The sequence below is a fragment of the Variovorax sp. VNK109 genome, from assembly GCF_049445855.1.
GTDB lineage: Bacteria > Pseudomonadota > Gammaproteobacteria > Burkholderiales > Burkholderiaceae_C > JAGOCV01.
Map to the genome: position 1 here is coordinate 189470 of NZ_JBMSDV010000001.1, position 13336 is coordinate 202805.

Sequence of the window (13336 nt, forward strand, 5' to 3'; positions counted from 1 at the left end):
GTCTCCTCTTGGGGTTGTCGAACGGTGGCGATGATGCGCCGCATCCCTGTCAGTTGGCTGTCCGGCACACTAGGGAAAGTACCGAGCGCCCTGCCCGGTTCGCAACGCGCTGTAATCTCGGCCCATGAAGCTCCTGCTCGTCGAAGACGAACCCGCCATGCAGGCGACGCTGCGGCGCGCCCTGCTCAATCGCGGCATGGACGTGCAGGCCTGCGGCGACGGCCTGCAGGCGCTGGCCATCTGGAAGTCCACGCGTTTCGACGTCATCGTGCTCGACCTCTCGCTGCCCGGCCTGGACGGCCTGCAGGTGCTGGAGCAGGCGCGCTCGGCAGGCCTGCGCACGCCGGTCATCATCCTCACGGCGCGCGGCACGGTGGGCGACCGCGTCATCGGCCTGAAGACCGGCGCCGACGACTACCTCGCCAAGCCCTTCGACCTGGACGAACTCGAAGCCCGTCTGCATGCCCTGCACCGCCGTGCGGCCGAGCGCGGCGACGCGGTGAACCCGGCCGGCAACACCCAGAGCGTCGGTCCGCTGCGGCACGAACGGCACAACGGCGCGATCTACCTGCGCGACGAGGTGATGGAACTCGCCCCGCGTGAGCTCACGCTGCTGCAGGCATTGATGGCGACGCCCGGCAAGGCGGTTTCCAAGGAACGGCTGTTCACGCTCGTCTTTCCCGGCGAGGCCGACGTGCAGTACGAGGCCATCGAAGTGGTCGTCTACCGGCTGCGCAAGAAGCTCGCCGGCACCGGCGTCTCGCTGATGACGCTGCGCGGCCTGGGCTATTTGCTGAAGGTGGACGATTGAGCCGCGCGACCACACCGGCCAGGCCGGCGCGCACCGTCTCGCTGCGGCGCTACTTGCTCGTGGGCATCCTGCTGCCTGCAGCGTTGCTGATCACGGTGAACGCGGTGGGGCTGTACCGCCAGACCTTCCGCGCGGTGAACACAGCGTACGACCGCACACTGCTCGCGTCGGCCAAGACCATCAGCGAGCAACTGGACGTGACGGGCTTCGACGATGAAGCGCGCATCCGCGCGACGGTGCCCTACTCCGCGCTCGAGGCCTTCGAGGCCGACAACCAGAGCCGCATGTTCTACCGCGTCTCCAGCCTGCGAGGCGAGATCGTCTCGGGCTTCGACGAACTGCCACCGTGGCTGGGCCGGATGCCAGACAAGACAACTTACGCGGCACTCGTGCATTTCTACGACACCACCTTCCGCAACCAGCCGGTGCGGGTGGGCGTGCTGCTGCAGCCGGTGGTCAGCGCGAACGGGCGCGGCATGGCCGTGATCCAGGTCGCCGAGACGCTGGAACTGCGCGAGAACCTCACACGGCAGATCCTGCTCGATACGGTGACGCGCGAAGCGGCGCTCGTGCTCGTGATCGCGTTCATCACTGTGCTCGTGGTGCAGCGCGCCACGCGGCCCGTGCGGCGCATGAGCGCTGAACTCGCCACGCGGCCCGAGGACGATCTCACGCCCATCGATGCGCCCCATGCGCCGCGCGAATTGCTGCCGATGATCGAGGCCACCAACGGCCTGATGGAACGGTTGTCACACCTGCTGGAGCACCAGAAGCGCTTCGTGCGCGATGCGTCGCACCAGTTGCGCACGCCGCTCGCCGTGTTGCGCGCACAGGTGCAGTCCGCCCTGCGCGGCGATGTGGAACCGAAGCAGGCGCTCGCCGAAATCGAGGACACGGTCGAGCGCGCCACCCAGCTGGCCAACCAGATGCTGGCGCTCGCCAAGGTGGAGCAGTTGCGCCAGCAGGCGGACGCAACGGTGGTGGACTGGGCGGAGATCGTGCGAAACGTCGCACTCGACCTCTCACCGCTCATGGCCGACCGCGACCTCGACTTCAGCATCGACACGCAATCCGCCCCGGTGCACGCACATGAATGGATGCTGCGCGAACTCTCGCGCAACCTGCTGCACAACGCCATCAAGCATTCGCCCGAACACGGACGGTTGCACGTGAGCCTGGTGTCGGACACACGGCATGCGGCGCTCACCGTTTCCGACAGCGGACCGGGCATTTCGGGGGAATTGCGGCGGCGGCTGTTCCAGCCGTTTTCGCCGGGCGACACGCGCGGCGGATCGGGTCTGGGCCTGGCCATCTGCCGTGAGATCGTGCAGGCGCTCGAAGGCAGCATCACGCTGGACAACCGCGAGCAGCTGGGGCGCGTCGCCGGGCTCGATGCCACGGTGCGCCTGCCGGTCATGACACCCCCTGTCACACCGGCCGCCACACCGCTGGTACAGAATGAGGGCTGATGGAAAAACTCCGCATCGACAAATGGCTGTGGGCCGCGCGCTTCTACAAGACGCGGTCGCTCGCCGCGCAGGACATCGAGAAAGGCCGTGTGCATGTGAATGGCCAGGAAGCCAAGGCTTCGCGCGAGGTCCGGCCCGGCGACATGGTGGATCTGCGCGATCTCGTCTCGACCCGCACGATCAAGGTGCTCGGCCTCTCGGGCACGCGCGGGCCGGCACCCACGGCGCGGCTGCTCTACGAGGAAACCGCGGAGAGCCAGCAACGTCGCGCCCAGGCCGTGGAGCAGCGGCGCTTCGAGCCCGCCCAATCGCTGGAGCACGGTCGCCCCACCAAGCGCGACCGCCGCGACCTCGAGCGCGAGAAAAACAGCTGGGGCGACCGCTGGAGCGCCTCGCTGGATTGAGGCGTCCCGGCCAACGGGTACGGTTCCTGCTTCGGGCTTTCACTATGGGCTGGCAGCAGCGCATGTGCTGTACTGACAGCGTCCCATCCTTGTTCCCTATCCAGAGGAGTGATCCCATGAAACTGAAGCATCTTGCCACCGCCGTCGTCGCGGCCATCGCACTGACGGGCACCGTGTCTGCCCAGCAGTTCTTCCGCATCGGCACGGGCGGCACCGCCGGCACCTATTACCCCGTTGGCGGCATGATCGCCAACGCCGTGTCCCAGCCCGGCAAGATCGTGGTGACAGCCCAGGCCAGCAACGGTTCGCTGGCCAACGTGAACGCCATCGCCGGCGGCTCGCTCGAATCCGGCTTCAGCCAGTCCGACGTGGCCACCTGGGGCCAGAAGGGCACCGGCATCTTCGAAGGCAAGCCCAACATCCCCGACCTGCGCCTCATCGCCAACCTGTACCCCGAAAGCGTTCACGTCGTGGTCAAGAAAGGTTCGGGCATCAAGAGCGTGGCCGACCTCAAGGGCAAGCGCGTCGCGCTGGACGAACCCGGTTCGGGCACGCTGGTGAATGCGCGCCTGATCCTGGCCGCCTATGGCGTGAAGGAGTCGGACATCAAGCCCGAATACATCAAGCCCAACCAGGCCGGCGACAAGATGAAGGACGGCTCCCTCGACGCCTTCTTCTTCGTGGGCGGCGCACCGGCCGGTGCCATCGCCGAGCTCGCCAGCTCGGGCAGCGGCATCGAACTGCTGCCGCTGGACGGCCCGCAAGCCGAAGGCCTGCGCATGGCCAGCCCCTTCTTCGCCGTGGATGAAATCCCCACCGGCGCCTACAAGGACACCGCAGGCGTGAAGACGCTGGCCGTGGGCGCGCAATGGGTCACCAGCGCGAAGGCCGACACCGACACGGTCTACCAGATCACGAAGGCCCTGTTCAGCGACGCCACGCAGAAAACACTGCAGGCCGGTCATGCCAAGGGCAAGATGATCACGCTGCAGAACGCGGTGAAGGGTGCCGGCATCCCGTTCCACCCGGGCGCCGAGAGGTTCTACAAGGAAGCCGGCGTCCTGAAGTAAAGCATGACGGAAGCAGCAGCCACCATCCTCCCTGACGACAGGAAACTCCAGGAACTCGAGGAGAAGTTCGACCCCGAGATGCGATTCCGCCCCACCGTGCCACCGGCCACGGTGATCGTGAAGTGGCTGCTGATCGCGCTGTCGTGCTTCCACTACTACACCGCAGGTTTCGGCCTGCTGCGCGAAACCACGCACCGTGGCGTGCACATGGCCTTCGTGCTGAGCCTGATCTTCCTGGTGTTCGCCGGAAGCAGGAAGGCCCAGCAGCAGGAGATGCGCCACAGCTGGTCGACACCGGGCGGCGTGCCGCTGGTCGACTGGCTGCTGGGCATCTGCTGCGCACTGAGCGTCCTGTACATCCCCTATGTCTTCGACGGCCTGGCGTTCCGCGTCGGCAACCCGAGCATGACCGACGTGGTCTTCGGCTCGGTCCTGTTCTTCACCCTGCTCGAAGCCACGCGGCGCAGCATGGGATGGCCGCTTCCGGTCATCGCGCTGTTGTTCACCACGTATTCGCTGTTCGGGCCCTATTTCCCCGGCCTGCTGCAGCACTCGGGCGCGAGCTGGTCACAGTTCATCAACCACCAGTACCTCACGAGTCAGGGCATTTACGGCGTGGCCGTGGGCGTGGTGGCGACTTATGTCTTCCACTTCGTGCTGTTCGGCGTGCTGGCCACGCGCATCGGGCTGGGCCAGCTGTTCCTGGACATCGCGTCGAGCGTCGCGGGCCGCTATGCGGGCGGTCCGGCCAAGGTGAGCGTGTTCGGTTCGGCGCTGTTCGGCATGCTGAGCGGCTCGTCGGTGGCCAATGCGGTCACCGTCGGCTCGCTGACGATTCCCGCGATGATCCGCGTGGGTTATCAGCGGCATTTCGCGGCGGCTGTCGAAGCCGCGTCGTCGACGGGCGGGCAGATCACACCGCCGGTACTGGGCGCTGCGGCGTTCCTGATGATCGAATTCCTGAACGTGCCGTACCAGACCATCATCGCCGCGGCGGTGGTGCCGGCGTTCATGCACTTCTTCGGCGTGTTCATGCAGGTGCACTTCGAAGCCAAGCGCTACGGCCTGCGCGGCCTGACGGACGAGGAAATGCCCCGGCTGCGCCAGAGCCTCAAGCTGCGCTGGCCCACGCTGATCCCGCTGGTCCTGCTCATCACCATCCTGGTGAGCGGTCGCACGCCCTACCTCGCGGCCTTTGTCGGCATCACCTCGTGCGCCATCGTCGGCGTGACCACACAGGCCAGCGGCAACCGCGCCGCCAACTGGGTGCTGATGATCCTGCTGCATGTCGCGCTGATTGCCATCGCCTTCGCCACCGGCAACGAGTGGATCAAGCTCGGCATCCTGGCCGTGGGCGTTGCGCTTGCGTTTGCAGGGCGGCACTTCCTCAAGGTGACCGGCCGCATCGGGTATGGCGTGCTGGTCGAGGCCTTCGAGACCGGCGCCAAATACGCGCTCGCGGTCGGCGCAGCGGCAGCCACCGTGGGCATTGTCATCGGCGTGGTCACGCTGACCGGTGTGGGTTTCAAGATCAGCTACATCATCACGTCGTGGGCGAATGCCATCGCAGGCGGGCTCGCGGCTTTCGTGCCGGCCGCCATTGCTTCGCCCAACGGCATGGCCTTGTTTGCCGCGCTGCTGATGACCGGCATCGTCTGCATCCTGATGGGCTGCGGCATCCCGACCACGGCCAACTACATCATCATGGTGACGGTGGCAGCGCCGACGCTGGTACAACTCGGCGTGGAGCCGCTGGTGGCGCACTTCTTCGTCTTCTACTACGGTGTGCTGGCGGACATCACACCGCCGGTGGCGCTGGCCGCGTATGCGGCGGCCGGCATGGCCGGCAGCGACCCGTTCAAGACCGGCAACACGGCGTTCAGGCTCGGCATGGCCAAGGTTCTGGTGCCTTTCGTGTTCGTGTTCTCGCCATCGCTGCTGCTGGTGGCCAAGGGCTTCACTTGGTTCGACTTCGTCGTCACGTTTGTCGGGTGCGTGGCAGGCATCACCATACTTGCATCTGCGCTGAGCCGCTTCTTCCTGGTCGAAATGAAGCGGTGGGAACAGATCGTCTGCATCATCGCGGCTTTGCTGATGGTGTATCCGGGTCTCGCCAGCACCCTGACCGGCGTGGCGCTGACGGTGCCCATGCTGCTGAGACATTTCGCTGCATGGCGTAACACTGGCAGGAGTACAGTGGTCGCTTGATCAGGAGACCACATGACGCAGGAAACTTCGACCAGCACCTGGGTGCTCGCCTATCTCGCGGCACTCGCCGCCGTTGCCGTGCTCGACGGCATCTGGCTGGGTTTTCTCGCGCGTGACTTCTACAAGCAGGAGATGGGCGCTCTCATGACGGAAAGCGTTCGCATCGCGCCAGCTGCTGCGTTCTACTTGCTCTACCCTGCCGGGCTCGTCTTCCTCGTCGGCGGTGCGAATCCCGGTAGCTGGAGTGAAGCCCTGCTGCGCGGCGCAGTGGTGGGCCTGATGGCGTATGGCGCCTATGACATGACCAACCTCGCCACGCTCAAGGGCTGGTCATTGAAGCTCAGCCTGGTCGATGTGGCATGGGGCACCTTCGTGTCAGCGGCCGCTGCAGCAGCGATGCAGGCCGTCCGCGTGTCACGTTGATGCCCCTTTGATGCCCCGTTGTTGCCAGCGCCGCTCCGGTCAGTCGAAATCGAACAGCTCGCCCAGGAAGCCCTCGCGCTTCTTCTTGCGGTAACCATCCTTGTAGTAACCGCTGTCCTTGTAATAGCCGCTGTCCCTCGGGGGTGGCGCATGGTGCGCCTGTGCCGGTGCAGCGACGGGCGCAGGTGCCGCGCCCTGCGCGGCCTGGGGCGTGGCCCTCTCGATGATCTTGTCGAGCTCGCCGCGGTCGAGCCAGACGCCCCTGCATTGCGGGCAGTAGTCGATTTCGATACCGCTGCGTTCGGACATGACGAGCTGGACGCCGTCGCACGTGGGACATTTCATTGAAGGATTCCTTTCGCCTTGTGGGAGCCGGCTGCCGCCCGTCGGTTCCCCGATGACGCGAGCGACCGGTAACAAAGCCATACGTATCGCCTTGACACCATCATTGCGGCGGCGGACGATGCCGCAAGCCTTGCCCTTGCAGGGCAAGAGGTTTTTCCATGGAACAACTCATGGACCCGAACGTATGGATCGCCTTTGCCATGCTCACGGCACTGGAGATCGTGCTGGGCATCGACAACATCATCTTCATCTCCATCCTGGTGGGGAGGCTTCCGCCGGAACTGCGGGACAAGGCGCGGCGCCTCGGCCTGGGTTTCGCAATGCTGTCGCGTCTGGCACTGCTCTTCACGCTGAGCTGGATCATGGGGCTCACGGCCGACCTGTTCCATCTCTTCGGCATGGGCGTCAGCGGGCGCGATCTGGTGCTCTTCTTCGGCGGACTCTTCCTGCTCTACAAGGCGTCGCACGAAATCTTCGTGCAGGTCGAGGCACGGGAGGAAGGCGGCCCGCCGCAGGCCGACAGCGCTACCGTTCGTTCCGCAGACACACGGCTCTTCTGGGCCATCATCGGCCAGATCGCCATCGTCGACATCGTGTTCTCGCTCGATTCGGTCATCACGGCGGTCGGCATGGTGGACCATCTCTGGGTGATGGCGGCCGCCGTGATCACGTCGGTCGGCGTGATGCTGATCGCCGCCAAACCGATCGGTGAATTCGTGGACAGGCACCCGTCCGTGAAGGTCCTCGCCCTCGCGTTCCTGGTGATGGTGGGCATGGCCCTCATTGCCGAGTCGTTCGACCGGCATCTGCCCAAGGGCTACATCTACGCGGCAATGGCGTTCTCGCTGGTCGTGGAGATGCTCAACATCCGCGCACGCCGCAAACGCGACGCCAAGGTGTCCGCGTAGACGGGTTGCGGGCCAGTGCCGGCATAGCGGCGACAATCGGGCATGGCAAGAGCAAACGACTGGACCGGGAAGATCCTGGCCCTCCTCAAGGGCGGCAACACCGGCGCGGCGATCGCGCAGATCAAGGTCGCGCCCACGGTGAAAGACCTCAAGGCGCTGAAAGCGGCCATGATCGTGGAACGCCTGTCGGGCCGCTGGCGCGATGTGGATGAGGCGGTCGATGCCAACCTCGCGTTGCTGTCGGCACCGCGGCTTCACCGCGCACCCTGAGAACGCATGCCCGCATCGCACGATTTCCCCTCCCTCGGCCTGAACGCAGAATTGCTGCGCGCCGCCGCGCAACTCGCACTGGACCGGCCGACGCCGGTGCAGGCCGCCTCCATCCCGGTGATCCTGCGTGGCAGCGACCTGATCTCCACCGCGCAGACAGGTTCGGGCAAGACGGCCGCCTATGCGCTGCCGCTGATGCAGCGGCTGCTGGAAGAACGCCCTCCGCTCAGCACGATTCCCCGCACGCGGCGGGACACGCGTGCGCTCGTCCTCGTGCCCACGCGCGAACTCGCGGCGCAGGTGGGCGAGTTGCTTCACGGCATCGCGCAGCACCTGCCTGCGCGATTGCGCTGCGAGGTGGTGTTCGGTGGCGTGTCCATCAACCCGCAGATGATGTCGCTGCGCGGGGGTGCAGACGTCGTTGTCGCAACACCGGGGCGCCTGCTCGATCTGGTCGACCACAACGCGCTGCAACTGGGCGACGTCCGGCAACTCGTGCTGGACGAAGCGGATCGCCTGCTCGATCTCGGCTTCGCCGACGAACTTGCCCGCGTGCTGGCGTTGCTGCCCGCACGACGGCAGAATCTTTTCTTCTCCGCCACCTTTCCGGCTGCCGTTGAGGCATTGGCCACCCGGCTGCTGGTGTCGCCGGTGCGCGTCGAGGTTCCCGACACGCCCGACACCACGCCCGGCATCGTGCAACGCGCCCTTGTGGTGGACGAGGGTCGCCGCACCGAGCTGCTGCGCCATCTCGTGCTCGAACACGGCTGGAAGCAGTCGCTGGTGTTCGTCGCCTCGCAGCACGCCGCCGAGCACGTGGCGTGGAAGCTCTACAACCGTGGCGTGCACGCGGCGCCTTTCCACGGCGGGCTGAGCCAGGGCGCGCGACGCGATCGCCTGGCCGAATTCAGGAACGGCCAGTGGGACATGCTGGTCACCACCGATCTGGCGGCGCGCGGCATCGACATTGCCGGCCTGCCCGTGGTGGTGAACTACGACCTGCCGCGCTCGACCGTGGACTACACCCACCGCATCGGCCGTACGGGCCGTGCGGGAGAAAGCGGACTCGCCGTGAGCCTGGTGACACCGGCGACCGAGGCACATTTCCGCCTGATCGAGAAGCGCCAGGGTCGCCCTGTGGCGCGCGAAACGGTCGCCGGTTTCGAGCCCGATGCGCAAGCCGTTGCGACGGCAGCCGCTGCACAGGCCGCAGCCGGCACGGGCGGCATCAAGGGCAAACGGCCGAGCAGAAAAGACAAGGCGCGCGCCGAAGCCGCGCGCCAGGCGAACAAGCCGTAGACCTTGCGGCGCGCGGGAGCTTCAGTCCTCGGCGTCGCCTTCGAGCTCGTTCCGCAACACGTCCTGCCCGACGCCACGTGGTCCCCGCTTTGCAGCACGGGCCACGATTTCCACGAAGAACTGCGCATCGCCAGCTTTGGCTGCCGCATCGACAAGTCCGATGACCGTGGCGAAGTGCACCGGCGCCGCGTCGGCTTCGGTGGGGCCGAAGCGGCAGTCGAAGTCCCAGTAGTCCATGTCTTCAGGCAATTCGCGCCGGCGCTCGCGGCGGACGTATTTGCGGATGTCGTGCTTGGTCGCTTCGAGCAGGCGCTCCGGATGTTTGCCCGGGGCGGCAAGGGGAAATGTTTTGCGCATGGCGACCATGGTAGCCGCAGCCCCCAGGCATGAGGCGCGGCCCCGTACGTGCAACACCGCATCACTTCGCAAACACGCCCAACAAATTCACACTTTTTCGGATTATTTTAATGATAAAAATGATTTAAACGATATAGGCGATATAGTTGGGGTACTTCAACGCCACCCAAGTTCTATGCCGCAAAGCCCTTTTCTCTCGTCGTCCACTTTCCGACATGGACCTTTCGCTCCCAAATCCGGCATCGTCTGGCAGGTCGCGGCACGCATGGGTATCCAACGCCTGGCCTGGGGGATCTACGGGTTCTGCCTTCTGGTGATCTGGACCACTTTTGCCTCCACCATGGCCGCTAGTTCACGCAGCGACCAGGACCTGCGGGTATCGCGTGCGCACCTCAACGCAAAGGGCTTCGCAGAGTACGTCGGCCTCAACATGTTTGCTGTCGACGGGATGCTTGCAGGCCTGGGGCAGGAGTTTCTGTCCGGAAAAGGCCTGCCCGCACAGACTGAAATCGACCGTCGCACCGCGGGCCTCGGTTTGACCCTTCTTCAAGTGGCTGTCGCCGATGCCACTGGCCGCATCGTAGGAAGCACGCTTCCACTGACGGGCCCCGTCAGCATCGCCGATCGCAAGCATTTCCTGGATGTGAAAGCCGATCCGCGCGATCGGCTTTACATCGGCCAGCCGGTGATCGGCCGGGTGTCCAAGCGCATGTCCCTCCAGCTCGTTCGCCCCTTGCACGACGCGGCCGGGAGATTCCAGGGGGTCATCGTAGGCAGTATCGATCCCACGGCATTGCAGACCTATTTCCGCAACTACGACGGCCTGGCCAACGGCGGCGCGGTGTCGCTTGTGGGAACCGACGGCATCGTGCGCCTGCGCATGCAGGGGGACGCCATCACCTGGGGGCAGGACATCCAGGGTACTGCGCACTGGTCGGCCGTACGCGACACGGCACGAGGCGGCTTCACGGGCAAGAGCCCTGTCGATGGACAGATCCGGGACTACGCCTTCACGCGCGTCGGAGACTATCCGCTCTCGGTCATCGCGGGCTACGGCAAGCCGGGGTTCATCGACCTGGGGGATCCGGTGACGTCGTTGTCACTCGGTTTGGCGACCGCCTTTTCTCTGGTGCTCGGCGCTCTCGCCTACCTGATCAGCCAACTGGCTTCCGCACAGTCGGTGCTGATCCGCCGGTTGCGCGAAAGCCGCGAGAAAGCGCTGGAGGCGAACCGCATGAAGTCGAACTTCCTCGCCGCAGTCTCACATGAGCTGCGCACACCGCTCAACTCCATCCTGGGCTTCTCCGAACTCATCCGTGATCTGGCCCCGGATACCACGCTGCGCAAGTATGGTGACCTCGTGCATCGCAGCGGAAAGCACCTGCTCGCGCTGGTCGGGACAGTTCTCGATCTGGCCAAGATCGAAGCCGGTCGCATGGAGCTCACGCCCGAGCGCATCGACATGCGCGAATTGCTGGAAGCCATCGTGGAGGTGCACAAGGTCAGCGCCGACAAGAAGCAGCTCACCCTCTCGCTGAGCCTGCCTGCGGATGAAGAGCTCGTTTTCATGCTCGACCGCACCAAGTACGTTCAGGTTCTCAACAACGTGCTGCACAACGCAATCAAATTCACACAACAAGGGGCAATCTTCGTCGCGGGCGAACTGACGGACGACCGCTTCGTCGTGTCCGTCATCGACACGGGCTGCGGCATCGCTGCGGAGATGCAGGCCAAGGTGTTTGAACGTTTCAACACCATCGGAAGCCGCCACGAACAGCAACTTGACCATGGCACGGGTCTGGGTCTGGCCCTTTCCCGTGAATTGATGGAACTCATGGGCGGACAGATCGACCTCCATTCGGATGTCGGCGTCGGGACCCATGTACGCATTTCCCTGCCCATCCCCCGAAAGGAACCTTCCAATGAAATTTGACGAAATGGCCACCCAGCCGCCGCCTGCACCGCCGACACCAGGTCTGGCGCTCGTGATCGATGACGTGGAAGTCAATCGCATTCTCGCGCGAACACACCTGGAGATGCTCGGCTGGCGTGTCGAGGAGGCCGAGGACGCGATGCGCGCTCTCAGGCTCATGCACGACTTCACACCCGAGCTGATGATCATCGACGTGCGCATGCCCGGCCTCTCGGGCGACGTGCTGGCCAGGCGCGTGCGCACCATGTTGGGCCCGGCAATCCAGATGGTCGGCTACACGGCGCACTGCATGCAGGACGAGATCAACCAGCTGCTGAACTGCGGCTTCGACCGCATCCTGATCAAGCCCGTTTCCTTTGCACAGATGGCCGACGCAGCAGGCTCACCGGCTGGTGCGCGACTTCACTCAACCCCGGTCTTTTCGTGAACTAGTACACGCGACAAATACAAAATAAACGTTAAAATCATTTAGATCAACAAATTCAATACGCCTCACTGAAGGAGCACTCATGAAGATCCTGATTGCCGATGACAGCCGGGCCATGCGCCAGCTGATTGCCCACATGTTGCGCGAAGCCGGGTTCCGCGGTCACCAGATCGTCGAAGCGGCTGATGGGTCGCAGGCGCTTGCCGTTGCCGCGACGGAGAAGCCGGACGTGATCCTTTCGGACTGGAACATGCCCGCCCTCACCGGTATTGAAGTACTCAGCCGCCTGCGCAGCGAGGGCGCAAAGACGCCATTCGGCTTCGTCACCACGGAGGTCAGCCAGGAGATGCGCACCCGAGCACAGTCGGAAGGCGCGGCCTTCCTGATCGGCAAGCCGTTCACGCCCGATGACTTCCGCGACGCGCTGGAAGCCATCCTCGACTGACAGGACTGAAAAGCCATGAGCACCCATATCGCCAAGGCCGACGCCATCAGCCGTCACATTTCGCTGCTGCTGCGCCGCAAAGTCTTTGTGCAACCCGCCGCTGCACCCGCAAAAGGCAAGCTGGTGATCTTCGGTCGCTATGAGGACGGCACGGGAAAAGCGTTGGGCACCGTTGGCGCCGACATGGCGCTCGCCGCCTACGCCGGCGCAGCGCTATCGCTGGTCCCTGCGGATGTCGCGCGCGACTGCATTCGCGTACGCCGGCTCGAACCTGCCCTGCAGGAGAACTTCGGGGAAATCCTCAACGTGCTGTGCTGCGGCTTCGATGCCGAAGGTGGGAGGGTCAAGCTCGCCAGCATGGTCTTCCCACCGGATGCCGCCACTGATGATTTCACGGGCGGACTGCATCTGTCCCTCGATATCGACGGCTATGGTGAAGGCCTGCTGTCGCTCAGGAGTGCGGCATGAGCCATGCACCGGCGCCCGCTCAAACGCCGCCCTGGGCAGTGGAAGCGCACGGACTGCTGTCCGAGTGCGGCAGCGAAGGCCTCAATCAGCTTTATGGCGCGCTCGAAGAGATCGCGCATGCGCGCGGCTTGCTCGGCGGCTCACTGACCCAGTTGCGTGACGACATGAAGGAACTCATGGCCGACGGTTCGCCCGAGTTGCAGGCACGTCTGGCCGAAGCCTTCGTCGCGCTGCAGGCCGAAGATGCCGTGGCCCAGATGCTGGACCACGTGCATCACCGCGCTGCCGCGCTCGGCCAGGGTCTTGCGCGACTCAACGGGCATGCCAACCAGCTCTTCGCCGCACGGACCTTCGGTGGCGTCGAGCCCGAACAGTGGCCCCGCCTTCGCGAGGACTTGCAGGCTTGCGCCCAGGAATTACGAGATCTCGAGCGCATGCGTGCACCGGTGGGCCGGCATGCGTCTTCCCCCGGTCCCATCGATCTGTTCTGAACCAAGGA

Annotated in this window: 16 protein-coding genes; 14 read left to right on the forward strand and 2 right to left on the reverse strand. The window is 64.9% G+C overall.

What is annotated here, in order from left to right; genetic code table 11:
- The first annotated feature begins 124 nt into the window (after positions 1–124).
- The 6 genes from ACO2Q9_RS00880 (at position 125) to ACO2Q9_RS00905 (ending at position 6385) form a co-directional block, all read left to right on the forward strand.
- A complete protein-coding gene (locus ACO2Q9_RS00880; RefSeq protein WP_423307357.1) occupies positions 125–811 on the forward strand; it encodes a response regulator in 687 nt (228 codons plus the stop codon).
- Positions 808–2280, forward strand: coding sequence for a sensor histidine kinase (locus ACO2Q9_RS00885; RefSeq protein ID WP_423307359.1), 1473 nt, complete (start codon positions 808–810; stop codon positions 2278–2280). Before ACO2Q9_RS00880 ends, ACO2Q9_RS00885 begins: the two co-directional genes overlap by 4 nt.
- The gene (locus ACO2Q9_RS00890; protein WP_423307361.1) at positions 2280–2684 is read left to right on the forward strand and encodes an RNA-binding S4 domain-containing protein; all 405 of its coding nucleotides are present in this window, start codon (positions 2280–2282) and stop codon (positions 2682–2684) included. Before ACO2Q9_RS00885 ends, ACO2Q9_RS00890 begins: the two co-directional genes overlap by 1 nt.
- A 116-nt stretch (positions 2685–2800) precedes the next feature.
- Positions 2801–3754, forward strand: coding sequence for a TAXI family TRAP transporter solute-binding subunit (locus tag ACO2Q9_RS00895; protein ID WP_423307363.1), 954 nt, complete (start codon positions 2801–2803; stop codon positions 3752–3754).
- A gap of 3 nt (positions 3755–3757) precedes the next feature.
- Complete coding sequence (locus ACO2Q9_RS00900; RefSeq protein WP_423307365.1) at positions 3758–5962, forward strand: TRAP transporter permease; 2205 nt, start codon at positions 3758–3760, stop codon at positions 5960–5962.
- 12 nt (positions 5963–5974) lie between these two features.
- Positions 5975–6385: a DUF2177 family protein gene (locus ACO2Q9_RS00905; protein WP_423307367.1), complete on the forward strand. Its 411-nt coding sequence runs from the start codon at positions 5975–5977 to the stop codon at positions 6383–6385.
- A 39-nt stretch (positions 6386–6424) separates the two neighbouring features.
- On the opposite strand, the gene ACO2Q9_RS00910 is transcribed toward ACO2Q9_RS00905, so the two are convergent.
- On the reverse strand, positions 6425–6730 hold the full coding sequence (locus ACO2Q9_RS00910) for a zf-TFIIB domain-containing protein (protein ID WP_423307369.1): 306 nt from the start codon (positions 6728–6730) through the stop codon (positions 6425–6427).
- Positions 6731–6900: 170 nt separating this feature from the next.
- On the opposite strand from ACO2Q9_RS00910, the gene ACO2Q9_RS00915 reads away from it, so the two are divergent.
- The 3 genes from ACO2Q9_RS00915 to ACO2Q9_RS00925 are packed head-to-tail and all read left to right on the forward strand — an operon-like array spanning position 6901 to position 9207.
- A complete protein-coding gene (locus tag ACO2Q9_RS00915) occupies positions 6901–7638 on the forward strand; it encodes a TerC family protein (protein ID WP_423307371.1) in 738 nt (245 codons plus the stop codon).
- Positions 7639–7680: 42 nt separating this feature from the next.
- Positions 7681–7908, forward strand: a complete 228-nt coding sequence (locus ACO2Q9_RS00920; RefSeq protein ID WP_423307373.1) for a hypothetical protein — start codon at positions 7681–7683, stop codon at positions 7906–7908.
- A 6-nt stretch (positions 7909–7914) separates the two neighbouring features.
- Complete coding sequence (locus tag ACO2Q9_RS00925; protein WP_423307375.1) at positions 7915–9207, forward strand: DEAD/DEAH box helicase; 1293 nt, start codon at positions 7915–7917, stop codon at positions 9205–9207.
- Between the two features lie 21 nt (positions 9208–9228).
- Here ACO2Q9_RS00925 and ACO2Q9_RS00930 read toward each other — a convergent pair whose 3' ends face one another.
- A complete protein-coding gene (locus ACO2Q9_RS00930; protein ID WP_423307377.1) occupies positions 9229–9564 on the reverse strand; it encodes a DUF6172 family protein in 336 nt (111 codons plus the stop codon).
- A gap of 175 nt (positions 9565–9739) precedes the next feature.
- On the opposite strand from ACO2Q9_RS00930, the gene ACO2Q9_RS00935 reads away from it, so the two are divergent.
- The 5 genes from ACO2Q9_RS00935 to ACO2Q9_RS00955 all read left to right on the forward strand — a co-directional run bounded on the left by ACO2Q9_RS00935 (position 9740) and on the right by ACO2Q9_RS00955 (position 13328).
- Complete coding sequence (locus tag ACO2Q9_RS00935; protein WP_423307379.1) at positions 9740–11497, forward strand: ATP-binding protein; 1758 nt, start codon at positions 9740–9742, stop codon at positions 11495–11497.
- Positions 11487–11924, forward strand: a complete 438-nt coding sequence (locus ACO2Q9_RS00940) for a response regulator (protein ID WP_423307381.1) — start codon at positions 11487–11489, stop codon at positions 11922–11924. The genes ACO2Q9_RS00935 and ACO2Q9_RS00940 overlap by 11 nt, the downstream gene beginning before the upstream one ends.
- 82 nt (positions 11925–12006) lie before the next feature.
- Positions 12007–12369 carry a response regulator gene (locus tag ACO2Q9_RS00945; protein WP_423307383.1) on the forward strand — a complete coding sequence of 121 codons (363 nt, stop codon included), beginning with the start codon at positions 12007–12009 and terminating at the stop codon, positions 12367–12369.
- 15 nt (positions 12370–12384) lie between these two features.
- Positions 12385–12837: a hypothetical protein gene (locus ACO2Q9_RS00950; protein WP_423307385.1), complete on the forward strand. Its 453-nt coding sequence runs from the start codon at positions 12385–12387 to the stop codon at positions 12835–12837.
- Complete coding sequence (locus tag ACO2Q9_RS00955) at positions 12834–13328, forward strand: hypothetical protein (RefSeq protein ID WP_423307387.1); 495 nt, start codon at positions 12834–12836, stop codon at positions 13326–13328. Before ACO2Q9_RS00950 ends, ACO2Q9_RS00955 begins: the two co-directional genes overlap by 4 nt.
- Positions 13329–13336: the final 8 nt, after the last annotated feature.